We start from the raw sequence: 25,995 nt of genomic DNA, 5'->3' as shown, positions 1-25,995 counted from the left end.
CCCGGCGCGCGTGCGTGCCGGAGCCGCGGCCGGTGTCAGCCGGCCGTGCCCGGGCGGACCACGACGACGGTGCAGCGGGCGTACTGGACCACCTGCTGGCTCACCGAGCCCAGGACCGCCGCCTTGAAGCCGCCGTAGCCGCGCGTGCCGACGGCGATCAGCGACGCCTTCTCCGAGGCCTCCACCAGCACCTGCGCCGGGGGTCCCTGCACCACGCGCTTGGTGACCGGCACCCCCGGGTCGGGGCCGAGCGCGTCCCCGACCGCCTCCAGCAGCATCCGGCGGGCGGCCTCCTCCGCCGTGAGCAGTTCGGTGTCCTCGTCGTCGGTGGCCGGGACGCCCAGGTCGAACGGGTTCCGCGACCACTCCCAGGCCATCACGGCGTCCACCCGCCCGCCGACCGCCTTCGCCTGGCCCGCGGCCCAGCGCAGCGCCTCCTTCGAGTGGCTCGACCCGTCCACACCGACGACGATCAGGGGCTCGTCGAACTCCGCCATGAGGTTCCTCCCGGTCCGTCCGATATGCGATGCCTGCTCCCTGTATACACGGAGCCGGCCCCGCGCCCGGCCGCCCCCGTGTCGCGCCGTCAGGCCCGGACCCGGTCGTACGCCCCGAGGAAGCGGTACGTGCCGCCCTCCGCCCGGTACAGGTAGGAGCCCCGGCGGTACGGCAGGGCCCGGGTGGCCGGGTCGAACTCCAGCCGCTCGGCGACGCCCTGGTGGGACGTGCGGAGCAGCCGCCCGGCCAGTTCCCCGCGCACCCCGGCGGACGTCCGCGTCCCGACCCCGGCCAGCGCGGCCGCCAGCAGGCCCACCGCGTCGTAGGCCTCCACCGCCCAGCGCCCCGGGGACACCCCGTACGCGGCCCGGTGCGCCCGTACGAAGGCCCACGCCCCCGGCAGCGCCAGCGGATCCGCGAAGTGCGCACCGAACACCCACCCGGTACCGGCCGCCCCGGCCCCGCGCAGGAAGGCCGGCCCCATCGCGTACTGCGGGGCCACCCGCGGGCCCCGGAAGCCCTCCCGGGCCAGCGCCCTCGCCAGCAGGGCCGCTCGGGCCGGAGAGGTGCCCGCGTACACCACACCGGCCGCACCGCCCGCCACCACCGAACGGGCCGTGAGCGTGAAGTCGGTGTCTTTCAGCGTGATCTGATGGGTGATCACCACACTGCTCGCCGGCTCCTCCGCGTCGATCGCCCGGGCCACCTCCCGTGCCGGGGTGCCGCCCGCCGCGTCGCGCACCACGGCGGTCAGGGACGTGGGCCGGGCGCCGGCCAGGTAGTGGGCCAGCGGCACGGCCAGCATCCCGCCGGGCGGCCGCGTCGCGAACACCGACCGGGTACCCGCCGCGGCCCGCCCGTCCGCCGACACCAGCAGCGCCGGCAGCCGGACCCGGTCGTACAGCACCGCCACCTCCTCCGCCGCCGCGTCCCAGCTCGGGCCGAGCACCGCCAGCACCGAGGGGTCGGCCGCGAACTCGGCCGCCGCCCGCGCGGCCCGCGCCCGCTCGCCCGCGTCGTCCACGGCCCGCAGCAGCAGGCGGAAGGCCGCGTCCGTACGGGAGTTGTGCGCCTCCACCGCCAGCTCAGCCCCGCGCCGCTGAGCCAGGCCGGCCTCCGCGCCCGGCCCGCTCAGGTCGGCGTGGAAGCCGATCGTGCGGGTGGGCGGCACCGCACGGCCCCCGCCGCCGGGCCCGGTGCCGCCGGAGCGGGTGGCCAGCCACACCCCCGTCCCCGCGGCGGCCAGCGCGAACGCCCCGCCGGCCGCCAGCAGCCGCCGCCGGGTTGGCCGGCCCCGCACCGGCCGGCCGGCGGCCGTCGGCTCCGGGACCGGCAGGGCCAGCGCACCCGCCGCCCGTTCCGCGATCAGCTGCGGCAGCGGAGCCGGCAGCCAGCCGGCACCGGCGCCCGTGGGGTATGAGGCGTCCGTGGGGCGCGCCGCGTCCGCGGGGTGTGAGGTATCCGCGGGGGCTGCGGTGTCCGCGGGCCGTGCGGCATCTGCGGGGCGTGCACGGTCCGCCGGGTATGCGGTGTCCGTAGGGCGCGCAGTGCCGGCGGGGGCTGCGGTGTCCGCGGGGGCTGAGGTGTCCGCGGGGCGTGCGGTATCTGCGGGGGGTGGAGTGTCCGCCGGGTGTGCGGTGTCCGTGGGGCGTGCAGTGCCGGCGGGGGCTGCGGTGTCCGCGGGGGGTGCCCCGTCTGCGGGGCGGGCTCCGTCCGATGAGTGCGGACCGTCCCCTTGACGCTTCCCGTCCACCGGGCGCACCCGGGCCATCGGGCGTGCCCGGTCCGCCGTGTGGGCGCCGTCTTCCGGGTGTGCCCGGTCCGTTGAGTGCCTCCCGCTCTGCGGGCGGACGCCGTGCGCTGGGTCGGCCCCGTCTTCCACGCGCATGCCGTGTGCTGGGTGGGCTCCATCCTCTGGGCGCGTGCTCTGTGCCGGATGGGCCCCGTTCTCCGGGTGGGTCCCGCTTTCCGGGTGCGGGCGGTTCTCCGGGTGGGTCCCGCTTTCCGGGCGCGGGCCGTCCTCCGGGTGGGCGCCGCTCTCCGGCTGAGCCCCGTTGTCCGGGCGCGTGCCGTCCGCCGGGTGGGCCCCGTCCTCCGGGCGCACGCCGTGCGCCGGGTGGGCCCGGCTCTCCGGGTGGGCCCCGTTCTCCGGGCGCCTGCCGTCCGCCGGGTGCGCCCCGCTCTCCGGGTGCGCCCCGCCTTCCCGGTGCGCGCCGTCCGTCGGGCAGACCCCGTCTGTGGGGCGGGCCCCGTCCGTGGGGCGGCCCCCGATCGCCGGGCGCTCCACGCCTCCGTTCCCGCTCGCCTCCCCGTCCTCCTCCCCACCGAGCGCCCGGCACAGCTCGCGCGCCGACGGCCGGAGTGCCGGGTCCTTGGCCAGGCACGTCCGCACCAGCGGCACCAACGCGGCCGGTACGCCCGCCAGTTCGGGCTCCTCGTGCACCGTCCGGAACACCACCGCCGCCGGGTTCCCACCGCCGAACGGCCCCCGACCCGTCGAGGCGAAGACCAGCAGGCACCCGAGCGCGAACACATCGCCCGGCGGCCCCACTTCGGCCGGACCGCCCGCCCGCGCCTGTTCGGGGGAGAGGTATCCGGGTGTGCCGACCACCGCCCCCGCGGCCGTCAGCGCGGTCGCGTCCAAGCCCCTGGCGACCCCGAAGTCGATCAGCCGGGGCCCGTCCGGGGCCAGCAGCACGTTGCCCGGCTTCACGTCCCGGTGCACCAGCCCCGCCGCGTGCACCTCCGCCAGCGCCGCCGCGAGCCGGGCGCCGAGCACCCGTACGGTGGCCGGGGGCAGCGGACCGTACGCCGCGACCGCCTCCGCGAGGGACGGACCCGGCACGTACACCGTGGCGAGCCAGGGCTCGCGCGCCTCCGGATCGGCCGCCACGACCGGCACGAGCCAGCGCCCCCGCAGCCCCCGCGCCACGGCCACCTCGCGCCGGAAGCGCCGCCGGAACTCCGGATCCGCCGCGTGCCCGGCGGCGATCACCTTCAGCGCCACCAGTGCCCCGCCGGGCGACCGGGCCAGGTACACCGTGCCCATGCCCCCGGCGCCGAGCCGCCCGAGCAGCCGGTGCCCGCCCACCGACGACGGGTCCCCGGCCCGCAGCGGCCGCATGCTCTAGGACCTCCCCGATCCGCGGGGCGCGGAGCGCTCCGCCCCGCCCGGTGCCGGCCGCTCCGCCCCGCCCGCTGCCGGCCGCTCCGCCCCGCCCGGCGCCGGCCGCCCCCGGGGTCGGGCCGGCGCGGGCCCCTCGTACCGCATCCGGCCGCCCTCGACACGGTGCAGGAACGAGGCCGTCCCCCTGATCCGGCCGGCCCCGTCGAAGGCGTACTCCTTGAGCAGCCCGCGGTACGTGCCCTTCGCGAGGCCGGCCAGGAGTTCGGCCCGGCCCGGCCGGTCGCCGCCCGCCGCGAGGCGGGCCAGCCGGTCGGCGACCATCAGCGTCACGTCGTACGCCTCGGCCGTCCAGTGCGCGGGCGCCGACCCGTACCGGCGGCGGTGCGCGGCCGCGACCGGTGCGGCCTCGGGCGCCTCGGGCCCGGTGTACGGGGCGAAGAACCGCCAGCCCTCCGCGTCCGGGCCGGCCAGCCGGAGGAACTCGGGCCCCATGGCGGGGTAGTCGGCGATCCGCGGCCCGGCGAAACCGGCAGCGCGCAGCAGCCGTGCCACCCGGGCCGCCCCCGGCGGGGCGCCCGTGTACAGGAAGCCGTCGAGGTTCCGGCCGAGCAGGTCGCCGACGACCGGCGCGTAGTCCGTCTCGCCGCGCGGCACCACCCGCGGGTGGGCCGTGGCCTCCGGCACGTAGTAGCCGACCGACAGATCGGCGAGGAAGGCGGTCTCCCAGGCGGGGGAGTCGCCGGAGCGGTCGCAGAGCACGCCGAGCCGCCGGACCGCGCCCCCGGCCACGAACTGCAGGTTCACCGCCTCCGCGTGGGCGGCGGCGACCGGGCAGGCCTGGAGCAGCGCGCGCCGGTCGGCGAGCCCGAAGCCGGAACCCGCCGCGGAGACGGTCACCAGGGGGAGCGAGGCCGCGCCGTAGCGGTCCAGTGAGGTGTACGCGGAGGCGTCGCCGGTCGGCCCGATCACCGCGAGTACGTCGCGGTCGCCGGCCAGCGCGGCGGCGGCGCCCGGCGCCCGTGCGCCCTCGCCCCGGTCGTCGGCGACCGTCACCGACAGCGTGAACGGGCGCCCCCGACGGGAGTTGAACGCCTCCACCGCCAGCCGGACCCCCCGCTCCTGGGCCCGCCCGACGGCGGCACCGGGGCCCGAGAGGTCCGCGTGCACCCCGATCGTCCAGCGCCGCGGCGCCGGCCCGGCGGGTCCGCGGCCGGGACGCAGGCCCAGCCAGGCGGCCGTGCCGCCGCCCGCCGCGAGCGCCGCCCCGGCACCGGCCAGCAGGAACCGCCGGCGCCCGGGCCCACCGGCCCGCCCCTCCGCCACCGTGGCCGCGATGTCCGGCAGGGCGAGGAACTCCGCGGCCCGCGCCGCGACCGCGGCGACGACGGGACCCGGCAGCCAGCCGCGACCCGCGGACGTGGCCGTACCGTCCCCCGTCCCGCCCGCCGCTCCCGTCCCGCCGCCCGCTCCCGTCCCGCCCGTCGCCCCCGTACCTGTGCCCGCTCCCGTACCGCCGCCCGTCACCCCGCCACCGCCGCCGGGCCGGACACCCGCCCCCGCTCCTGCTCCCGTGCCCGCCCCCGCTCCCGCCCCCGCTCCAGCCCCGGCCCCGGCCCCGGCCCCTGAGCCCGCCCCCACCCCGCCGTCGCCCTCGGCCAGCGCAGCGGCCAGCGCGTCCGGTGTCGGCCGGTCGTACGGGTCCTTCGCCAGGCAGACGCGCAGCAGCCCGGCCAGCTCCGCGTCCCCCAACTCCCGCCAGGCCACGTCCGGTTCGTCGTGCACGGTGCGGTACAGCAGCGCGTCCACCGGGCCCCGGCCGAACGGCGCCCGCCCGGTCGCCGCGTAGACCAGGAGACAGCCCAGCGCGAACACGTCGCTCGCCGCCGTGGCCCGCCGCCCCTGCGCCTGCTCCGGCGAGAGGAACCCCGGCGTGCCGACCACCATGTCCGTCGAGGTCAGCGCGGTGGTGTCGGAGGCCCGCGCGATCCCGAAGTCGATCAGCCGGGGCCCACCGGCCGCCAGCAGCACGTTGGCCGGCTTCACGTCCCGGTGCACCAGGCCCGCCTGGTGTACGGCGGCCAGCGCGCGGGCCAGCGCGAGCCCCAGCACCCGTACCGCCCGCACCGGCAGCGGACCGTACTCTCCGACCGCCTCCGCCAGCGAGAGGCCCGGCACGAACTCCGTTGCCAGCCAAGGCGATTCCGCCTCCGGCTCGGCGTCCGCGAGCGCCACCACGTACGGGCTGTGCACCCGCCGGGCGGCCCGCACCTCCCGCCGGAAGCGGGCCCGGAAGTCCGCCTCCTCCGCGTACTCCGCCCGGATCGCCTTCACCGCGGCGAGCCCGCCGCCGTCCGAGCGGCCCAGGTAGACCACCCCCATGCCACCCGCGCCCAGCCGGCCCAGCAGCCGGTAACCGCCGATGCGCGAGGGGTCCGTCGGCAGCAGCGGTTCCATCACGAGGCCCTCCCGATCGCCTGCTGTGCCCGGCGCATCATCCACGTCTGCCCCTCCGCCACCAGGCCGACCACCGCCTCGCGCGTCACGCCCCGCCCGCCGCGGACCGACACCGCCACGGTCACCGGCCCGTACTTCCCCTCGGTCCAGAGGTACGGGTACGGGCCGCCGGTCCGGTCGTGGAAGCCGCCGGTCTCCGAGAACGCGTCCTGCGCCCAGTCGTTGTTCTGCTCGGACAGGTGCAGCGCGGAGGTGAACAGGGAGTCGAGCCGCTCACCGTCCCGCAGCTCCTGGGCGGGACAGCGCATCACCTCCTCCATGGCCCGGGCGATCTCCCAGGACGAGTCCCGGGGGGTCCGGTGCACGGTGACCGTGGCCGTCAGCCGGGTCCCGGCGCGGCCCGGCCCGGCCGGGATGCGGTAGTAGCGGGTGACGCTCGCCAGCACGTCCGGCGGCACCGGCCGGATCCGCCACACGCAGCTCCCGTCCAGCACCGGCCAGGCCGCCGGGTCGCTCTCGTACGGGCTGTCGCGGCGGACCTCCCGCCCGAACAGTTCCGGATCCGCGATGATCCGCCCCGCCACCGCCCGCGCCTGCGCGGCCGTGCGCGGGACCCGGGCCGCGTCCAGCGGCGGCCCGGCCCCGAAGCCGCCCGTGGTGGGGGAGGGGACCGGCCGGGGGGTGAACGTTCCTGCGGGCCGTCCCTGCGCGCCGCTCCCGCCGCCGTCCGAGCAGCCGCCGAGCAGTGCCCCGACCGCTCCCACCGCGCCCGCGGCGGTCGCCGCGGCCCGCACCCGCCGGGTCCTCGCGCCGTAACCCATCTGAGCCCCCATTCATGCGCTGCAAACGACGGAACGCGAACGGCGAAGCAGGTTCGAAGCAGGTTCGAAGCAGGAACGACGAACGTCGCACCGACTGGCGACTTTGGAATACAGCACGCGGCTTTGCCTTCTGCGAACGTCGTAAACGTCCGAGAACGTACGAAGGAATGACCGGAAGGAACAGGACGTGGCGCAGCGCAAGGGCTGTCTCATCGGGTGCGGAGTGGCCGGCGTGCTCGGCATCGGGCTGCTGGCGGTGCTCGCCTTCGGAGCCGTCAAGCTGTTCGGCGCCGTACAGGAGAACATGATCGACCCGAAGGTGTACGAGGCCGCCCGGGTCGGCGACGCGGAGAGCACCGTGCGCGGCACGCTCCCCTCGGGCGAGAGCTTCGTGACCTCCGCGCTGAAGGAGGACGGCCCGGCCGTGCCGGCGGGTGCGAAGTGCTCCTGGTACGTGTCGGACCAGGGCACCGGCGACGAGGTGTACCGCTTCTGCTTCAAGGACGGGAAGCTCGCGGAGAAGGTCACCTACCGCATGAAGTGACGTTTCGCCGCCGGGGGGTGGGCCGGCGTGTTCGGGGGCCGGCCGACACGCCTGCCGGCGGGGCGGGGTTCCCCGGGGTCCCCTCCGTACGCTGGGCCGCACCCGGGCCCGGGCGAGGACGCCCGGACGACCCGTGGAGCCGCCGCCGTGCACGACGACAGCAGCATCGTGGAGCAGCGCCTCCGCCGGGTCCTCGCCGAGCGCCTCCGGCCCGCCGTCCACACCCGTGCCGTCCCGCTGTCGGTCGGGCGCTGGGACGCCCCGGGCGAGCCGGTGCCGGTCGCCGAGGGCCTGGCCGCCCGGTACGTCCCCTGCGCCGTGGGGGAGGCCTGGGGCCCGGCGTGGGGCACGACCTGGTTCCGGGTCACCGGCACCGTGCCGGACGAGTGGGCCGGACGTACCGTCGAGGCCGTCCTCGACCTGGGCTTCGACCGCGCGATGCCCGGCTTCCAGTGCGAGGGGCTGGTGCACGCGTCCGACGGCCGTGAGGTCAAGGGCCTCAGCGCGCTCAACGACTGGGTGCGGGTCACCGGCCGGGCCGCGGGCGGCGAGCGGGTCGAGTGGTACGTCGAGGCCGCCGCCAACCCCGTGCTCACCGCCCACGCCCCGACCGCCGAGGGCGACGTCCGCACCAGCAGCGACCGGCCCCTGTACCGGCGGGGCCGGATGGACCTCACGGTCTTCGAGTCCGGGGTCTGGGAGCTCGTACAGGACCTGGACGTGCTGTCGGGGCTGCTGGCCGGACTGCCCGAGGACGAGGCCCGGCGCCACGGGGTGCTGCGTGCGGCCGAACGGGCCCTCGACGCCCTCGACCTCGCCGACGTGCCCGGTACGGCGGCCGCGGCCCGCGCCGAGCTCGCCGGCGTCCTCGCCGCCCCCGCGCACGCCTCCGCCCACCGGATCAGCGCCGTCGGTCACGCCCACATCGACTCCGCCTGGCTGTGGCCGCTGCGCGAGACCGTCCGGAAGGTGGCCCGCACCACGGCCAACGTGCTCGCACTCATGGACGCGGACACGGACACGGTTACGGACGCCGGCGCAGACCCGGACCCGGACCCCGACCCCGACCCCGACCCGGACCTTCCGGCTCCGGGGCTCGTCTTCGCCATGTCACAGGCCCAGCAGCTCGACTGGCTCAAGCGGCACCGCCCGGCCCTCTTCGAGCGGGTGCGGCGGCGGGTTGCGGAGGGGCGGTTCGTGCCGGTCGGCGGGATGTGGGTGGAGGCCGACACCAACATGACCGGCGGCGAGGCGATGGTCCGTCAGTTCCTGTACGGGAAGCGGTTCTTCCTGGACGAGTTCGGCATCGAGACCCGCGAGGTGTGGCTGCCCGACTCCTTCGGCTACAGCGCCGCGCTGCCGCAGCTCGTGCGGCTGTCCGGCGCCGACTGGTTCCTCACCCAGAAGCTCTCCTGGTCACGGACGAACGCCTTCCCGCACCACACCTTCCGCTGGGAGGGCATCGACGGCACGCGGGTCTTCACCCACTTCCCGCCCGTCGACACCTACAACTCCGACCTCGGCGGAGCCCAGTTGGCGCACACCGCCCGCAACTACCGCGAGAAGGGCCGGGGTTCCCGCTCCCTGGTGCCGTTCGGCTGGGGTGACGGCGGGGGCGGCCCCACCCGCGAGATGCTGGCCCGCGCCCGGCGACTGCGCGACCTGGAGGGCTCCCCGCGCGTGGCGGTCGAGCGGCCGGACGCCTTCTTCGAGAAGGCGTCCGCCGAGTACCCGGACGCCCCCGTCTGGGTGGGCGAGCTCTACCTGGAGCTGCACCGCGGCACGTACACCTCCCAGGCCGCGGCCAAGCAGGGCAACCGGCGCGCCGAGTCGCTGCTGCGCGAGGCCGAGCTGTGGGCGGCGACGGCCGCGGTCCGGGTGCCGGGCCACGTGTACGCGTACCCGTACGAGGAACTCGAAGAGCTGTGGAAGACGGTGCTCCTGCACCAGTTCCACGACATCCTGCCCGGCTCCTCCATCGCCTGGGTGCACCGCGAGGCCCGCGAGACCTACGCCCGGGTCCACCGCGACCTCGCCGCGATCACCGCCCGCGCGCAGACCGCCCTCGCCGGGGAGGGCGACACGGAGCTGGTCTTCAACCCCGCCCCGCACGCCCGGGACGGCGTCCCCGCCGGCGGGGCGGCCCCCGTCGCGCCCGCCGCGGACCGGGTGACGGCGGAGGACCGGCCCGGCGGAGGCCACGTACTGGCCAACGGCCGGCTGCGGGTCGAGATCGACGGCAGGGGCCTGCTCGTCTCGGCGTACGACCTGACGGCCGGGCGGGAGTCCCTCGTCCCGGGCGGGGCGGCCAACCTCCTCCAGATCCACCCCGACCACCCCGTCATGTGGGACGCCTGGGACCTCGACGAGCACCACCGCCACCGGGTCACCGACCTCACCGGCCTCGACCGCATGGAACTGGCGGCGGCCGGGCCCACCGCCGCCACCGTCGCCGTCACCCGCTCCTTCGGCGGCTCCCGGGTCGTGCAGACCCTCACCCTGCGCGCGGGCGCCCGGCGGGTGGACCTGGCGGCGGAGGTGGACTGGCAGGAGAGCGAGACGCTCCTCAAGGCGGCCTTTCCGCTGGACGTGAAGGCCGACCGCACCGCGGCCGAGACCCAGTTCGGGCACGTGTACCGGGCCACCCACACCAACACCTCTTGGGAGGCGGCGCAGTTCGAGATCTGCGCCCACCGCTGGATCCACGCGGCGGAACCGGGCTGGGGCGTGGCGCTGCTGAACGACGCGACGTACGGCCACGACGTCACCCGCGACGTCCGCCCCGACGGCGGCCAGACGACGACGGTCCGCCTGTCCCTGCTCCGCGCGCCCCGCTACCCCGACCCCGACACCGACCGGGGCACCCACGCCCTGCGCTACGCGCTGGTCCCGGGCGCGGACGTGGCCGACGCGGTACGGGAGGGCCACTGGTTCAACCTCCCCGGCCGCGCGCGCCCCGGCGCCGGCCCGGTGGCCCCGTTGGTGTCCGTGGACGCGGACGCGGTGGTGGTGGAGGCGGTGAAACTGGCCGAGGACCGCAGCGGCGACGTGGTGGTCCGCCTGTACGAAGCCCTGGGCGGCCGGGCGCGGGCCACCCTGACGCCGGGCTTCGGGGTGGCGGAGGCCCGGGAGACGGACCTCCTGGAACGCCCCCTCCCGGGGAGGGCCGTGGGCCCCCTCCTGCCCGAGGGCACCGTCCCGCTCACCCTCCGCCCGTTCCAGGTGGTCACCCTGCGCCTGCGCCGGGCCTGAAGCCGGTGGGCGATGGCTCCGGCCGGGCGCCCGGCCGGAGCCACGGTGACCGTCAGAACACGGTGTTGTACGTGCCGTCGGCGTAGAAGCGGTCGAGGTGGTCCCGGCCGGGGAAGGGCCGCTGCTGGTCGCCGGTGCCGTGGTAGAACCAGCTCCGGCCGTCCTTGGCGCGGGCGTACAGGTCCGCCTTGCCGTCGAGGTCCGCGTCGCCCCAGCCGACGATGTCCTGGTAGCTGTTCCAGCCCGGTCCGACCTTGATCCGGCTGCCGAAGGTGCCGTCGCCCCTGCCCAGGTGGAGCCAGAGGACGCCGTCCTTGTCCCGGGCGACGAGGTCACCGGCCGGGCTGCCGCCGAGGCTGCCCACGGCGCGGACGAGGTTGTACGTTCCCCAGCCTCCGCTGACCCGAACGCGGGACTTGTAGGGCGTGTCCGCGTCGCCCGTCCCCTTGTAGAGCCAGAGCACGCCGGAACGGTCCCGGGCCACCAGGTCGGCACGCCCGTCGCCGGTGTGGTCGCTGCCGGCGGTGATCTGGTCGTACGCGTTCCAGCCGCCGCCGATCCGGGTCCGGGCGGCCAGGGTGCCGTCACCCTTCCCGGGGTACACCCACAGCACGCCCGCCCCGTCACGGGCCAGCACGTCGGCGCTCCTGCCCCCGACGACGTCGCCGCCCACGGTCAGCACGGTGTACTTCGCCCAGTAGTCGCCGAGCCGGTTCCGGGTGGCGTCCTCGGGCAGGTAATGGGTGAACATGCTGCCGGTCCGCACCAGTTCCCCGGAGGGAGTCCGGCCGAACAGGTCCGGCGTGCCGTCGTCGGTGAAGTCGTGCGGGGCGGCGGCCCGCCTGACGGTGAAGCCGCCGCTCGCGCGCAGCGTGGGACCGATCCCGTTCTTCGGCCACGCGGTGAGCTCCCAGGTGTACGCCCCGTTCGGCGCCTGCCGGTAGCTTCCGCGGCCGGGCGAGTGGACCGTTCCGTCGAAGTCCCACTGGAACCAGCCGTTCTCGTCCACCTCGGATTCCGGGAACCCGCCGGCACTGTCCAGGAATCCCGTGGCGGTGTGCCGCACCTTCACCGAGATGCCCACGCTGCGGCGCGAGAGCTGCCACCGCAGCGCCCAGGGGCCCGGCCCGCTCGGGCGGACGACGGACGGGATCCCGCTCTTCAGCAGCGTGACCTGGGAGGCCTGGCCCGTGCCGGCCACGAGCGTGGCGGCCGGCTTCCCGTCGGCGCCCTTGGCGATCCGGTACAGGCCCTCGCCGTGGGCCACCGTCCCGCCCATGGCCAGTGCCGTGCCGTCCGGGCCGGGCACGATCGAGGACGCGTGGTCGAGGAGGCGCTTCGCCGTGCCGCCCCCGAGGGGCCGGGCGCGCAGGGCGAGGTCCTCGTCGGCGTCGCCCTCGTCGAAGCCCCTTCGCATCCCGGAGATCAGCCAGCCGTCCAGGAGCCCCACCATCGGGGGCAAGTTGTCCGCGGTACCGACGACCGTCTTGGTCACCTCGGCGGATCCGCGCTCGGCCAGGCGGAGGGCGACCTGGTTGCCCGTGGTCCGGCCGGACCACACGATGCGGTCCGCGGACATCCTGGCGGAGCCCCAGGTCTCCCAGACCCGGTAGGTGTCGGTCACCGTGGCGGTGGCCGTGTCGATCACCGAAGCGTGCCGGACACGGGCGTCCCCGGTGCCGGTGTCGTAGCCGAGCAGGAAGGCGCCGTCGGTCAGGGCCTCCAGGGACTCGTTGAAGAAGAAGGCCGGCAGCCCGGCCACGATCCGGTCGGTCGCTTCGCTGCCGGATCCGTCCAGCAGGTGCAGCCGGGCGTCGCCCGGCAGGTAGCTCCGGGCGATCACGGTGGAGCCCGAGACGCCGACGTAGGAGTAGCCCGGGGCGGCCAGGTCCACCCGCTTCACCGCCCCGGTGGCCATGTCCCGCAGGGTCACGAGCCTTGTGATGCCCTGGCTGTCCGTGTCCAGGGTCGCGACGGTGTCGGTCAGCCCCCCGTGCCGGTGGACCGCGTCCCGGCCGTAGGAGTCCTTGCCCAGTGCCGTGCGCGCGCCGTCCGCGTACCGGGTCCACGACATCTCGTCGCGCGCGTCGATCGTGAGGAAGCCGCTCGGGCCCCCCGCCAGGATCTCGCTCCCCGGGGCGAACTTCGGCACCCCCGAGGCCACTTCCGCCCCCGCGGCGGCGTACGGCGCGGACGGGGCCGCCGTCGCCGGGACGACGGCGGGCGCGCCGGTGGCCGCGAGGCCGGTCATGACGGCGACGGCGAGCAGGCGTCGGGACGTGCGGTGGTGCATGCGGAGCCCCCTGGGCGGGTACGGGCGGACCCGGCGCGCCTCGGATCCCCCCGCCGCACACCTGTCCGCCGACACGTGATCGACCGCGGACTGTACCAGCCCCGATCCCCGCTCCCAGCAGGTCTTTTCCCGGCGCCGCCGCCATGCGGCCACCCCGCGCGCGGGCGTACCCGGACGAACCACGCACGGCGGTGCCGCAGGACGGCCTCGCGGGGTGGGCCGGACGCCCCGCCGGGCATGCCGCGGGACGGCCCCGCCGTGTGTCCCGCGGGACGGCCCCGCCGGGCGGCCGCGGTACGGCCGGCGACCGCCGTGCGTGCCGCAGGACGGCCGGGGCCCGCCCGCTACAGCACCTCGGCGTAGGCCCGTTCGTCGAGCCACCCCGGCAGCCCGCTCCGCGGACCGAACGGCGCCCGCCAGTCGCCCGTGCCGCGGTAGAGGTGGCTCCGCCCGTCCCTGCCCCGGGCGTACAGGTCGGCCTTCCCGTCGCGGTCGGCGTCGCCCCAGCCGACGAGGTCGCGGTACGCGCCCCAGCCGTCGCCGACCCGCACCCGCTGCGCGAAGGTGCCGTCGCCCCTGCCGAGGTACAGCCACAGCACGCCGTCCCGGTCCCGCGCGAGCAGGTCGCCGGCGGCGCCCCCGCCCAGCTGCCCGGCGGCGGTGAGCCGGTCGTACGCGTTCCACCCGCCGCCGATCCGCTTGCGGGCCTTGTACGGCGCCGACGCCGACCCGGTGCCGCGGTACAGCCAGAGCACCCCGCTCCGGTCCCGCGCGAGCAGGTCCGCGCGGCCGTCGCCGTCGTGGTCCGAGCCGCCCGCGAGGCGGTCGTACGCGCCCCAGCCGGAGCCGATCCTGACCCGGCTCGCGAAGCTGCCGTCGCCCTTCCCCGGGTACACCCACAGCACCCCGCCGGCGTCCCGGGCCAGCAGGTCCGCGGCCCGGCCCCCCACCACGTCGCCGCCCACCGCCAGCAGGGGGTACTTCTCCCAGAAGTCCCCGTGGCGGTGGTCCGTGGCGGTGCGGTCCAGCGTCTTCCAGTACAGGGAGTTGACGCCGGCCAGCAGGCCGCCCCGGGTCCGCGCGAGCAGGTCGGGCGTCCCGTCGTCCGTGAGGTCGTGCAGGACGGCCGCGCGCCGGACGGTGAACCCGCCGGTGACCTTCAGGTCGGGGCCTATGCCGTTCTCGGGCCGGGCGGTGAGCGTGTAGGTGTACGCCCCGTTGGGGGCCTGCCGGTAGGAGTGGCCGTCGGTGTCCTCCAGGATCCCCTGCCAGTCCAGTGCGAACCACGCGTCCGGCAGCCGCCGGAGCTCGGCGGCGTCCTCACGGCCGTCGGACGGGTCGCTGCCGGCCGTGTCCGCGGTCACGGTGGCGCCGGTCGCCGTGTGCCGGAGCACCACGGTGACCCGCGCGTTGTAGCGGGACAGCTGCCACCGCATCCGCCCGGTCCGGGTCCCGTCGAGGCGGACGACCGCGGGGGCGTCCTTGTCGCGCAGGGTGAGGCGGGTCGGCTCGCCGGTGCTGCCGACGAGCGTCGCCACCGGCTTCCCGTCGGCTCCGGACGCGATCCGGTACACACCCTCGCCCCGGGCCGTCGTACCGCCCGAGACGTAGGCGGTGCCGGCCGGGCCGGGGACGACCGCGGTGACGTGGTCGAGGAGCCGGGTACGGGTACCGCCCGCCAGAGGCGTGGCGTACAGGCCGTGGTCGACGCCGGCCGTCCCGAGCCCGAGGGGCGTCCGCGGGCCGGTCAGGAGCCAGCCGCCCATGAGGTCCGCACGTACCCAGTCGTCCGCCGTCTTCGACGTGAGCCGTACGGCCACCTGGGCGGACCCCCGTTCGGCCACCCGCACGACGTTGTGCCACGTCCCGGTCTCCTGCGACCGCAGGGTCCCGGACCAGGCGATGTGGGTCGCCGAGAGCGAGGGGAGGCCCCAGCCCGCGGAGGCGTAGGTGCGCAGGACCCGGCCGGCCCCGGCGTCGACCAGCGCGTCGCGCACCGGATCCCACACCTCCGGGCCGGTCTGGTAGCGGAGGACGAACGTCCCGGGGGCCAGCGCGGCCAGGCGCGGCCGGTAGGCGTGGGCGGGGACGCCGGGCAGCACGCGGTCCGTCACCCGGGTGCCCTTCAGGTCGAGCAGGTGCACCTCGGCCCGGCCCGGATCGTCGCGGAAGGCGATCACGGTCTGGCCGAGGGCGCCGAGGTAGCGGAGCCCCCGCGCCCGGAGGCGGACGCTGCTCTCGGCGCCGGTGTCCATGCGGCGGACGGTCACCCTGTCCGCGACCCACGGGGCCTCGGTGTCCGTGAACGCGATGGTGTCGTGGAGGCCGTGGCAGTTGCAGTCCGGCTCGCTCACGTCGGTGTTGTCGCGGCCCAGGCGCGTGCTGACGCCGTCCGCGCTCCGGGTCCACGTGAGGGAGCCGTCGGCGTCGCGCTGCCAGGTGAGGAGGCCGCCCGGGCCGCCGGCGAGGACCTCGGAGCCGCGCGGGAGGCGCGGCACCGCCGCGGCCCGCTGGACGCCGGCCGGTCCGGTGGCGGTGCCGGCGGAGGCTCCGGCGGAAGTTCCGGCGGAGGTTCCGGCGGCCGGGGCCGCCGCCGCGGGCAGGGCGGCCGGGGCTGCGGTGGCGGCCGGGGCGCCGGTGGCGGCCAGGGCCGCGGCCACGGCGAGGGTGGTCAGGCGCCTGGTACGGCGGGACGTGCGCTGGTGCATCGGGAGCCCCCCTCGGGCGAGCCGAACGGAGGGGCTGCGCACGGCCCCCCGCCGCACACCCGTCCGCCGTGAATTCGGTGATCTTGGATCCTACCAGCGGTCCTGCCCGGCCCGGGTGGCGTACACGAGGCTGCCGCGGACCCGGCATGAGCCGCACCACACCTCTTATGCACCTAGTTGCAAAACCGGTTACCGGTCGGTACAACAGGCTCAAGGACACCGCGCGAGGAGGCGCCCCCATGACCCCGTACCCGCACCTGCTGAGCCCCCTGGACCTCGGGTTCACCACCCTGCCGAACCGGGTGATCATGGGCTCGATGCACACCGGCCTGGAGGAGGCCGAGCGCGGCTTCGAGCGCCTCGCCGCCTTCTACGCCGAGCGCGCCCGCGGCGGCGTCGGCCTGATCGTCACCGGCGGCATCGCCCCCAACGACCGCGGCCGCCCCTTCGAGGGCGGGTCCCGCCTCACCACCGAGGCCGAGGCCGAGGAGCACCGCGCGATCACCGAGGCCGTGCACGCCGAGGGCGGCCGGATCGCCATGCAGATCCTGCACTTCGGCCGCTACGCCTACCACGCGGACCTGGTCGCCCCCAGCGCCCTCCAGGCCCCCATCAGCCCCTTCGTGCCGCACGCCCTCACCGACGACGAGGTCGAGGAGACCGTCGAGGACTTCGTGCGCGCCGCCCGCCTCGCGAAGCTCGCCGGCTACGACGGCGTCGAGATCATGGGCTCCGAGGGCTACCTGATCAACGAGTTCACCGCCGAGCACACCAACCGGCGCGAGGACCGCTGGGGCGGCTCGTACGAGAACCGCGTCCGCTTCCCCCTGGAGATCGTCCGCCGCACCCGCGAGGCCGTCGGCCCGGACTTCATCCTGATCTACCGCCTCTCCATGCTCGACCTGGTCCCCGGCGGCTCCACCCTCGACGAGGTCGTCTCCCTCGCCAAGGAGATCGAGGCCGCCGGCGCCACCATCATCAACACCGGCATCGGCTGGCACGAGGCGCGCATCCCCACCATCGCCACGTCCGTCCCGCGCGGCGCGTACACCTGGGTCACCCAGCGCCTGATGGGCGCGGTGAGCATCCCGCTGGTCACCAGCAACCGCATCAACACCCCCGAGAAGGCCGAGGAGATCCTCGCCGAGGGCCGCGCCGACCTGGTCTCCCTCGCCCGCCCGTTCCTGGCCGACGCCGAGTTCGTCGCCAAGGCCGGAGCCGGCCGCTCCGAGACCATCAACACCTGCATCGGCTGCAACCAGGCCTGCCTCGACCACACCTTCAGCGGCAGGATCACGTCCTGCCTGGTCAACCCGCGCGCCTGCCACGAGACCGAACTGGTCCTCGCCCCCACCCGCCTGAAGAAGCGCGTCGCCGTCGTCGGCGCCGGCCCGGCCGGCCTCGCCTGCGCCGTCTCCGCCGCCGAGCGCGGCCACTCCGTCACCCTGTACGAGGCCTCCGGCCACATCGGCGGACAGCTCGACATCGCCCGCCGCATCCCGGGCAAGGAGGAGTTCGAGGAGACCATCCGCTACTTCGGCACCCAGCTGGCCGCCCACGGCATCGAGGTCCGGCTGAACACCTTCGCCGACGCGGCCGGCCTGGCCGCCGAGGGGTACGACGACGTGGTCGTCGCCACCGGCGTCACCCCCCGCACCCCCGAGATCGAGGGCGTGGACCACCCCAAGGTCCTCAGCTACCTCGACGTCCTGCGCGACGGCGCCCCGGTCGGCGAGCGCGTCGCGATCGTCGGCGCCGGCGGCATCGGCTTCGACGTCGCCGAGTACCTCACCGACAGCGGCGAGGGCGCCAGCCAGGACCCGGCCGTCTACTTCCGGCACTGGGGCGTCGACACGACGTACGGCGCCCGCGGCGGACTCGGCACCCCCGAGCGGCCCGCCACCCCCCGCACCGTCCACCTCCTCCAGCGCAAGACCACCAAGGTCGGCGCGGGCCTGGGCACCACCACCGGCTGGATCCACCGCACCGAGCTCAAGCACCGCGGGGTCACCACCGTCGCCGGCGCCACGTACGAGCGGATCGACGACGAGGGCCTGCACATCACGGTCGACGGCACCGCACACACCGTGCCCGCCGACACCGTCGTGCTCTGCACCGGCCAGGAGCCGCGCCGCGACCTGTACGACGAGCTGACCGCGGCCGGCGTCCGCGCCCACCTCATCGGCGGCGCCGACGTGGCCGCGGAACTGGACGCGAAGCGCGCGGTCAAGCAGGGCACAGAACTGGCCGCCACCCTCTGACGCCCGAACTGCCGTGGCCGCCCCCACCGGGCGGCCACAGGCCGTCGACGTACGTCGGGTCTCGATCTCGGGACGCTGCCACCGGGGTTCTCGGCAGCCGCGGCCAGCAGGCCCGGCCCGTCAGTTGCCCGTGATTGTGCCGTACCGGTCCGATCCGTGCGGAAACCCCGGCCGGGCGTGCGGGCCCGCCCCTACGATGAGCCCTGCCAGTCACCATCGGGGGGAAGGATCCGGCGCGTGGAGGTCAACCTCGCGTTCAGCGACGGCACGGGCGGTACGGCGGGCGTCCGGGGCAACGATCCCGCCACCGAACATGCGACGTCGCTGCACCGCTGGCTGGCAGCGGATCCCGAGCTGCGCCGCCTGGCGGCCATCTCCACGAGGTCCGGGCGGAGTCCGGACCAGGGCCACATGGGCGACGCCCTGGAAATCGTCAACGTCGTGCTCAGCAACAGCATCGCCCTGGCCAGCCTGATCACCGCGGTTGCGGCCTGGAGGCGCACGCGTCCACATCCACCCCAGGTACGGCTCGAACGGGATGGTGCGGTGATCACCCTGCACGACGGGTCCCCCGAGGCCGTCGAGGAAATCCTGAGGATCTGGAACGCACACCCCGGGCTCGTACCCGCCCCGGCGGACAGAGACAGCGAGTAGACCGTGGCCGAGCTGTCGGACCCGACCCGCTCTCAGGCGGTGCTCGTCGGCGTCCACGAATACGACACCCTGGAGAACCTCCCCGCGGTCGCCCGCAACCTGGAAGGCCTCCGGACGGCTCTCACCGACCGACGAGTGTGGGGCCTGCCGGAAACGGCATGCACAGTGATCCTGCAGCCGCGCACCGCCCGCGAAGTGCTCGACGCGGTCCGCGAGAGCGCCCGCAAGGCCGAGGACACCCTGCTCGTCTACTACGCCGGACACGGCCTGACAGACCCGTACACGGACGAGCTGTACCTGACCCTCCCGGACTCCGACCGCGAGCGCGAATACACCTCACTGCGCTACGAGTACCTGCGCCGGGCCGTACTGGACCTCCAGGCACGGGCCCTGCGCACCGTGGTCATCCTGGACTGCTGCTACAGCGGCCGTGCCTTGGTCGGCAACATGGGCGCGAGCACGCACATCGCAGACCAGGCCGTCGTCGAGGGAAGCTGCCTGCTCACCGCTTCCGCCGAGACCCGTCCGGCGCTCTCCCCGCCGGGGGAGACGTACACGGCGTTCACCGGCGAGCTGATCCGGACCCTGACCGACGGCATCCCCGGCCGGCCCGACCCGCTCGACATGGACACCCTCTACCGCCACCTGCACCAGCAGCTGGCCAGCCGGTCCCGCCCGCTCCCGCAACAGCGCAACCGAAACACGGGCGGCTTCATCGCAATCGCCCGCAACCGGGCTGTGCTGGAAGAGGCCGAAACCGAACCGGCGATGTCCGCTCCCGTCCGGATGGAAACCCCTTTCGACAGCATCGGCGTCGGCCTCGGCATCGGCAAAGAGTTCGAGGAATTGAACGATCTGGCACGGATGCAGCTCAGGCAGCGGCTCGCCGGCGTCATCGCAGCCCCACCAGACCCGGACTTCAAACGAGCGTGGTTCGCCGTGCCTGAGCCGCGTCTGCTCATGTGGGAGGGCGGCACGTTGCACTCGGTGACGGAATTGGCCACTGGCGTCTGGCATCTGGCCGTGGAACGCCGCGGAGACGCCCTCGTCGCCGAGAGCCAGGACGGCCGCCGAGGGATTCTTCTCGAGACCGACGGCATTCGGTACAGAGACGCCGGGACGGAGGCTCTGGTAGCAGAGACACCAGGCTTCGTGGCCTTCTGGTTCGCAGTCCCGCTGCGTCGCCAGATCTTTGGAGTGGACGGTAAGCCGACGCCGGTAGGAGAGTTGGTGCCGGGCACTTGGTATCTGGCAGTCGGTATGCGCGGCGATGAGCTTGTGGTGCAGGCGCAGGACGGGACTGAAGGGTTGCTCATGGACAGCAGAGAGATCCAGAGGGGCTGAGTCACGGATCGGGTGTGCCGGCTGCGGACCGGTCGGGTTCTGTCCAGGGGCCGGCTGTCTCTTCGCGGAGGTGGCGGCATGAGGCCGGCAGCGAGGGTGCGACGCCAGCCAGCCGTCAGGCACTCAAAGACCTCGCCCCCGCCGACATCGGCTGGCGCCTTGTCTCGCAGTCTCGGGTGCCGAATTCCTGAATCTTCGGGCTCATCCATGAGGGACGATCACCTCATGGAACGGGTTGTTGATCTTGACGAGGCGGCTGCGGTTCTGGCTCGCCAGGCGGTGGGCTGGAGGACGGCAGGTCTCGTCGTGGGCCAGGCGACCTGGAGGGACGCCGAGGCGTCGTGGCCCGAGCCCCTGGAGAGCGACAGGGCACGGCTCCATGCTCCCGACTCGGTCGGCGTGGTCATCTCCGGTCCGGGAGAGGCTGAGCTGGCGGTTGTGCTCTTTCGGGGTGGCTGGGCCGACGTGGACTTCATCGCCGGCTTCAACGACGCGGGTTCCCTGCCGGCCTCGGGCATTGGCTCAGCCTCGGACTTCGCGGCCCGGATGAATCAGTGGGTCGCTCGCGTCTTCGATGTCGATGCCTGATCGCCGAACCGAACCGGACCGGCCGGGCCGGGACGCAACATGCGAGCGTGTGATCATGGCGTCGTGTCGCGACGTTGAAGGCGCCTGACGAGGTGGGGAAGCCATGAGCGATGACGTCCTGTCGGTCATTCCGAGCGATCCGCGGTGGCAGCCGGATCGCGATGCTGCTGATCGAGTCATCGCGCTCGTCACCGACCTGACTCCTGGGGTTGCCCACGGAGTGGACGTGGAGATCGACGTGACGTGGCACGACGTGGTGACCGTCGTCCACTGCGGGGAGAACCTGGAGAGGATCGGCTGCCCCTTGTGTCGCGCAGACATCGACGCGCAGTGGTGGGGCGACCTCGTTGCGGTTCGCTGCGCCGACGGGTTCACCACGCTCTCGGTCGAGGTCCCGTGCTGCGGAGGATCAACCACTCTGGACGTGCTGGACTACGACTGGCCTTGTGGGTTCGCCCGCTTCGAGATCGCAGTCTGGAACCCGGAACGCCCCTGGTTCAGCGAGGACGAGCTGACAGCACTGGCGGAGCGCCTGGGCCATCCGGTGAAGCAGATCCGGGCTCACATCTGAAACATCCACAGCTAGCCGATCTCCTGCAGCTCGGCGCGTGCTCAGGTGGTGGCGAGGCCGAGTCGCCGGCCGTCTCCCTCCCCAACTCAAGTCTCGGACCCTTGTCGTGCGGTACGCGGGCAGGTTCAGGCGGAGAGTGGTGTCCACTGTTCTTCGATGCCGGCCGCGAACACCGCGCTTTCATCCGGCAGTGAGAGGTCAGGCATGGTACGAGATATGGATGCTCGGCTGAGGGCAGGTTTGGAGGTTTCCGAGTACCTGGAGCAGGTCCTTACCGTGGGAGCGCGGCTGGGCGTGCTGTACGACCATCCGCTGACCTTCGTCGAAGTGATCGAGGTGTCGGAGGTGACGTCGGTCCGGATACCCAGTGGACGTCTCATCGTGGACTCCCCGTGGACGGACGAGGAGCCCCGCGAGCTTACGCAACGGATTCCGCCCGGGGTTCATCGAGTGGATGCCGCTTGGGTGGCGGCTCCTCACGAGTTCATGGGCGAGTACGTCTCCGGCCGTGAGTGTGCGGCGATTCGCCTGAGCGTCAGTAATGACCCCGTCGCCGACTGGGAAATGGGTCTCGCGGTGGCCGAGGATGTCGAGCGGCTTCAGAAGGGGCAGGAGGTCGGGTTCGAAACGGACACTGCCATGGGCTGCTTCTCCGACGCCGTTGCATGGCCGACATTGACCGCGCCGTTCCGCAGCTTTCGGGAGGAATGCGAGACCTGAGAGCATGGCACGTTCGTGTCCCGTGACACCGAGGACCTGTTCGACGGGCACTTCGAGCGGTCCGCTGACGAGTCTCAGGGCGCGGACCTTCTCACTTTCGTGGCCAACGAAGGGCGAACCGTCGTCTGGCTCGGTCGTACGGACAGCGGCAGCGTGGCTTCGGTCGTAGTGATCCCGCACCTGGGCACGCTGGCCGGAGCGCTTCCTTGAAAGGGACCGTCGAAGCCCCTCCCGCAAGGCTGCGGGCACCCCAGCAGGCGTTCTTGAGGTGGCCGGGGGACATGATGACCCTCGTGACGAACAGCCCGCAGACTCCTCCGGCCCGGATCCCGGGCTATGACGGAGGCCCCTTCCGTCATCAGCCCGAGCTCCTGGACGAGCACCTGTTCTGGCTGGTGCACCTGCACCTGGGCGATACGCAGGATCAGGAAGCGGGAGCCTTGCTCTCCCAGCTTCTGGGGGGCGCCACCTGGCCCGTATTCACGGTGCCGCTCGCCGATGACCACCGTCTGTATGTGGTGTATCGCGCCCTGGAGGGGGAAGCAGGCATCGGCTACCTCGTGCACCACCCTGACTGGGACGCGGCCGAAACCTTGGCACAGGACGACGGGCACTTCATGGGCCCCGGCCTGTCCTGGGCCGAGCTGGCTGCCGCAGCCGACAACGGCCTGCACGGCGGCAGCACCTGCGCCCCCCTCCCGACTACTGCTCCTGCTCCCGGCATTCGGCGACGACGCCGTACCAGGTGACGCCGTCGAGCGGGTCACCGCGGCGCTGCGCGCCCGCACGGGCATCGAGGCGCCGGAGCGGCTCGCTGCAACGCTCCTCGCCCATCAGGGGCAGTACGGCCCCACGCACTGGTATAGGGCCGAAGAAGGCCATCTGGTCAACGACGGTCGCTACTCCCTCCGCAACCCCGCCCACAACTTCGGCTGGCCTACCCCTCGCCTGGCCCAGGTCACCAACGCACTGAGCCGCTGACTGCCGCCGTGGCGCGACGTGCGGAACAGTCGTTGGCCAATGGCGCTCATCTGCTTGATGAGCTCGAGGTCGTCGATGTCGCGCCTGATGCGAACCCCTTGGCCATTCACCGACTCGATCGGACCGATACGAGGGGTTTCGGCCAGGCATCGCCCGAAAACGAATTGAGCAAGATCGTTACTGCCGGGTAGCGTCGATGTGGGTGTTTTGTCCGGTCCGTCTCCGCGTGCCTGTTACTCCCCCGTGGGGGAGATTTCGCGCTGATGCCATGGACCGTCGCAGCGTGGCGCCCAGCCCAGGGGCGGCGTGCTGCCTTCGGTAGCTGACCACTGCCGATGGCGCGCCGCTGTCGTACGTATTCGTGTTTGCCGCCTCATGGCGGCGGGGGGTTCGACCAGCATGACCAGCAAGCACACCGTGTCCACCCGGATGCGGCGGATCGTCGCCAGCAGCTTGGTGACGGCCACCGCATTGGCGGCCGTCACGAGCGCCGTGGCGCCCAGCGCCCTCGCAGACGGCGCCCCCGAGGGCGGGCCATCCGAGGCCTCCGTCCGCGCGGCGGGAATCCAGACGACCGACGCGCAGCGCGTCGACGCCGCGGCTGTGGTCCGTCTCGACCCGACCGCCGACGTACTCCTTCTCAGCGATCACGACTTCATCCACGCGCTGTGGCAGAAGGCCAATGACTCCGGCGAGAAGCTGGAGGCGGTCCGTGTTGCGGCCGAGCAGGCGCTGGCCAGCACGGCTGCCGGGGACCATGTGCGGTTCATCGTGACCGGAATCCACGAGGCGTACAAGCTCGACCAGGAGCGCGAGCGAGGCAAGGCGGAGGCAGAGCGCGCAGCCCGGCTGGCCAAGTCCCAGGTCCTGCTCACGATCGGCATCCCCAGTACCCCGGAGCTGCTTGCCCTCAGCGACGACAACTTCATCCGGGCTGTCGCCAGGAACGAGGCATCCGGCCCTGAGGTGCGGGCCGCGGCGCTGAAGGCACTGCTCGGGGAAGCGGCGGACTGGCGGGAGTTCATCGTCAACGGTGCTCGGGAGGCCCACAAGCGGGATCTGGCCAACGAGCTGAAGGAGCTCGAGGAGCAGAACCGCAAGGAGGCGGAGCGGCGCAAGGAGATCGAGCGTCGCAAGAGCGCCGCGGCCCTGTTCCGCATCGAACCCGGCAAGGCCATGCTCGCGCTGAGCGACGACAACTTCATCCGTGAGCTGCTGCGCCAGGCCCCCGCCGATCTGCGCGGCAGTGAGCTGTTCGCCGCGGGACAGCGGGCGGCACTCAGCACCGATCCGGCGGACTGGAAGGAGTACATCCACACCGGCGCCGACGCGGCCTACAAGCGCGATGACGAGATCCGGCGCAAGAAGATCGCGGAGGGAAATCGCAGGCTGGCCGTTCAGATCCAGGCCGCTGCGGAACGCGGCGGCGTCAACCCGAACCTGGTGGCCGCGGCCAAGAAGGCTCTCGCCGCCGGCGACGACGATGTGGCGCGGTTCTTGAAGCCGGAGGCGCAGTACCGGCTCAAGCGCCAGTCCTTGATGGCGGGGGACGTCAGCCAGCACGCGCGTCAGTCCGGGGAGGGCCGAGGCAGGGTCCTCATGAGCAGCGGCCTCGCGGACCACAGCGCGTCGGCCGACCGCCAGAACGCCACCTGGGTCATCGTGCCGTCACTTGCGGGTGAGCCTGGTTGCTACTCCTTCGAGTCGGTGCGCAACCCCGGCTACTACCTCAGGAGCGGCAAGGCCGAGGAGGGCAGCGCACTTCGGGTGGAGACGGCCGCCGACGATCGGAGTGCCGCGTTTCGGAACAGTGCCTCCTGGTGCCTGCGCAAGCCTCTTGAGGGAGGGGGCGTGTCCTTCACACAGCAGAGCGAGATGGGGCCGATGTGGCTCGCGCCTGGATGGGGGGACGTCTTCGCCCGCTCCAACTTCGCGGTCACCGGGCCCATCGGCACCGGAGGCACGCCCGAATTCGGCCGCCGGGCAGCCTGGCGGATCTCCGCACCGCTGGCTCCCTGAACAATGGGGAAGACAGGCAAGGGAAGCACGTCGGCCGACCGCGGCATGAGGCATCAGCGGTGGGTCGCATCCGCGGTGGCCATCGGTGTACTGGCTGTCGGCGGGGTCCTCGTCGACGCGGCTCCGGTCCGGGCGAGCACCGTGGCGGTTGACGATCCGGCGGCGCTGACAGCGGCCACCGCGGCCGATGAAGCGCGGAAGCATGTGCTGAAGATCGCGAAGTCCGGGTTGCCCGCGGAGATACGTACTTCGGCGTGGAACGCCTTGCGCAGTACGCGTGGCGATGCGGCGATCGCGGATTGGCTGGCTCCTGGAGGTGGCCATGATGTCGCGAGGAAGCGCCTGAGCGATACACGGTCGCGCAACCGCGAATTCTGCGAGCGGGTCGTACGTACGCACCCCGTGGGGTTCTCCCCGGAGGTGCGGTCGGCCGCGGAGCGGGCGCTGAGGGGATCGGATGCCGACCGTGCCGCATTCGTGAAGACCGGCTACGCAACAGCCCAGCAGCGGGACCGCACCGGGCGATCGGCCGAGACGGAGCACCGGCTCCTGATCGCCGACCGGCACCGTGCCTTCGTCCGGGGGATCGCGATGGGTGATCCGGGTGAGCAGGTCCGGGTGGCGGCGCAGTGGGCGCTGCGTGCCGGTTCCACGGACGAGGACGTGGCGGAGTTCTTCGGCTATGGCTGGGCCTCCGGTGCGGCATTGGACATTGAGGCTTTTCGGCTTCGGGTGACCGGTGCCGAGGTACGTCGTCGCCATGAGCTGTCGATGCTGATCGCGAGGGTGGCGACTGCCGAGGCAGCCCTGAGGTCGTCGCCCGGCGCAGCGCAGTTGCGCGCCGAGGCCGAGGGGGCTTGGCAGGCTGTGGCCGATCACGCGGACGGCGCCCGTAAGGCCTGGATCGCCGAGCAGGCCACGGCCACGGCCCAGGCCGAGGCTTGGCGAAGCACGGGCCGGGTGTCCAACGAGAGCGCGGACGAGGTGTGGAAGCACGTCAGCGCTCCGGCTGAAGCGCGTAGTCGCGACTGGTCCACGGAGCAGGTCGAGGCCGGCGAGACAGCCGGCTTCTGGAAGGTGATGGCCGACGGGGCCCGGGACAACAAGAACCGGGTCACGGGCTGACGCGACGCGGCCGGCGGACAGCGGCCCGACGGTTC

Annotated in this window: 18 protein-coding genes; 12 read left to right on the top strand and 6 right to left on the bottom strand. The window is 73.9% G+C overall.

All coding sequences use genetic code 11. From position 1 onward, the window contains the following. Positions 1 to 35: 35 nt before the first annotated feature. The 4 genes from ACIQUQ_RS19740 to ACIQUQ_RS19725 form a co-directional block, all read right to left on the bottom strand. A complete protein-coding gene (locus ACIQUQ_RS19740; protein WP_403977349.1) occupies positions 36 to 497 on the bottom strand; it encodes a universal stress protein in 462 nt (153 codons plus the stop codon). Between the two features lie 89 nt (positions 498 to 586). Beyond that, positions 587 to 3,622, bottom strand: a complete 3,036-nt coding sequence (locus ACIQUQ_RS19735; RefSeq protein WP_403977347.1) for an ABC transporter substrate-binding protein — start codon at positions 3,620 to 3,622, stop codon at positions 587 to 589. 3 nt (positions 3,623 to 3,625) lie between these two features. Next, positions 3,626 to 6,079, bottom strand: a complete 2,454-nt coding sequence (locus ACIQUQ_RS19730) for a bifunctional serine/threonine-protein kinase/ABC transporter substrate-binding protein (protein WP_403977424.1) — start codon at positions 6,077 to 6,079, stop codon at positions 3,626 to 3,628. Continuing rightward, positions 6,079 to 6,900 carry a hypothetical protein gene (locus ACIQUQ_RS19725; protein WP_403977345.1) on the bottom strand — a complete coding sequence of 274 codons (822 nt, stop codon included), beginning with the start codon at positions 6,898 to 6,900 and terminating at the stop codon, positions 6,079 to 6,081. Before ACIQUQ_RS19725 ends, ACIQUQ_RS19730 begins: the two co-directional genes overlap by 1 nt. A 187-nt stretch (positions 6,901 to 7,087) precedes the next feature. Here ACIQUQ_RS19725 and ACIQUQ_RS19720 point away from each other — a divergent pair, with 187 nt between their 5' ends. Further along, positions 7,088 to 7,444, top strand: coding sequence for a hypothetical protein (locus ACIQUQ_RS19720; protein WP_403977343.1), 357 nt, complete (start codon positions 7,088 to 7,090; stop codon positions 7,442 to 7,444). A 147-nt stretch (positions 7,445 to 7,591) separates the two neighbouring features. Then, positions 7,592 to 10,696, top strand: a complete 3,105-nt coding sequence (locus tag ACIQUQ_RS19715) for an alpha-mannosidase (protein ID WP_403977341.1) — start codon at positions 7,592 to 7,594, stop codon at positions 10,694 to 10,696. A 52-nt stretch (positions 10,697 to 10,748) separates the two neighbouring features. Here the strand turns inward: ACIQUQ_RS19715 and ACIQUQ_RS19710 are convergent, their stop codons facing one another. Both ACIQUQ_RS19710 and ACIQUQ_RS19705 read right to left on the bottom strand, forming a co-directional pair. Next, positions 10,749 to 12,989, bottom strand: coding sequence for a VCBS repeat-containing protein (locus ACIQUQ_RS19710; protein ID WP_403977339.1), 2,241 nt, complete (start codon positions 12,987 to 12,989; stop codon positions 10,749 to 10,751). Between the two features lie 344 nt (positions 12,990 to 13,333). Then, positions 13,334 to 15,697 (bottom strand): FG-GAP repeat domain-containing protein, encoded by a 2,364-nt coding sequence (locus ACIQUQ_RS19705; protein ID WP_403977337.1) that lies wholly within the window; start codon positions 15,695 to 15,697, stop codon positions 13,334 to 13,336. A 239-nt stretch (positions 15,698 to 15,936) separates the two neighbouring features. Between ACIQUQ_RS19705 and ACIQUQ_RS19700 the strand changes: the two genes are divergently transcribed. The 10 genes from ACIQUQ_RS19700 to ACIQUQ_RS19655 all read left to right on the top strand — a co-directional run bounded on the left by ACIQUQ_RS19700 (position 15,937) and on the right by ACIQUQ_RS19655 (position 25,960). After that, entirely contained in the window at positions 15,937 to 17,958 is a 2,022-nt protein-coding gene (locus tag ACIQUQ_RS19700) for an FAD-dependent oxidoreductase (RefSeq protein WP_403977335.1), read from the top strand. Between the two features lie 237 nt (positions 17,959 to 18,195). After that, complete coding sequence (locus ACIQUQ_RS19695) at positions 18,196 to 18,612, top strand: hypothetical protein (RefSeq protein WP_403977333.1); 417 nt, start codon at positions 18,196 to 18,198, stop codon at positions 18,610 to 18,612. Between the two features lie 3 nt (positions 18,613 to 18,615). Beyond that, positions 18,616 to 19,956, top strand: coding sequence for a caspase domain-containing protein (locus tag ACIQUQ_RS19690; RefSeq protein ID WP_403977331.1), 1,341 nt, complete (start codon positions 18,616 to 18,618; stop codon positions 19,954 to 19,956). Positions 19,957 to 20,181: 225 nt separating this feature from the next. Continuing rightward, on the top strand, positions 20,182 to 20,544 hold the full coding sequence (locus ACIQUQ_RS19685; protein ID WP_403977329.1) for a hypothetical protein: 363 nt from the start codon (positions 20,182 to 20,184) through the stop codon (positions 20,542 to 20,544). Between the two features lie 103 nt (positions 20,545 to 20,647). Beyond that, on the top strand, positions 20,648 to 21,115 hold the full coding sequence (locus ACIQUQ_RS19680; protein ID WP_403977327.1) for a hypothetical protein: 468 nt from the start codon (positions 20,648 to 20,650) through the stop codon (positions 21,113 to 21,115). A gap of 216 nt (positions 21,116 to 21,331) precedes the next feature. After that, positions 21,332 to 21,835, top strand: a complete 504-nt coding sequence (locus tag ACIQUQ_RS19675) for a DUF4241 domain-containing protein (RefSeq protein WP_403977325.1) — start codon at positions 21,332 to 21,334, stop codon at positions 21,833 to 21,835. A 15-nt stretch (positions 21,836 to 21,850) separates the two neighbouring features. After that, positions 21,851 to 22,045 (top strand): hypothetical protein, encoded by a 195-nt coding sequence (locus ACIQUQ_RS19670; RefSeq protein WP_403977323.1) that lies wholly within the window; start codon positions 21,851 to 21,853, stop codon positions 22,043 to 22,045. An 83-nt stretch (positions 22,046 to 22,128) separates the two neighbouring features. Further along, on the top strand, positions 22,129 to 22,584 hold the full coding sequence (locus ACIQUQ_RS19665; RefSeq protein ID WP_403977321.1) for a hypothetical protein: 456 nt from the start codon (positions 22,129 to 22,131) through the stop codon (positions 22,582 to 22,584). A gap of 631 nt (positions 22,585 to 23,215) precedes the next feature. Continuing rightward, positions 23,216 to 24,835 (top strand): AbfB domain-containing protein, encoded by a 1,620-nt coding sequence (locus ACIQUQ_RS19660; RefSeq protein WP_403977319.1) that lies wholly within the window; start codon positions 23,216 to 23,218, stop codon positions 24,833 to 24,835. Between the two features lie 75 nt (positions 24,836 to 24,910). Next, positions 24,911 to 25,960 (top strand): ALF repeat-containing protein, encoded by a 1,050-nt coding sequence (locus ACIQUQ_RS19655; protein WP_403977317.1) that lies wholly within the window; start codon positions 24,911 to 24,913, stop codon positions 25,958 to 25,960. Positions 25,961 to 25,995: the final 35 nt, after the last annotated feature.

This window comes from Streptomyces sp. NPDC101118 (assembly GCF_044759445.1).
Lineage (GTDB): Bacteria > Actinomycetota > Actinomycetes > Streptomycetales > Streptomycetaceae > Streptomyces.
Note: the sequence above shows the minus strand (reverse complement) of the source record. Positions and strands in the feature narration are given on the sequence as shown.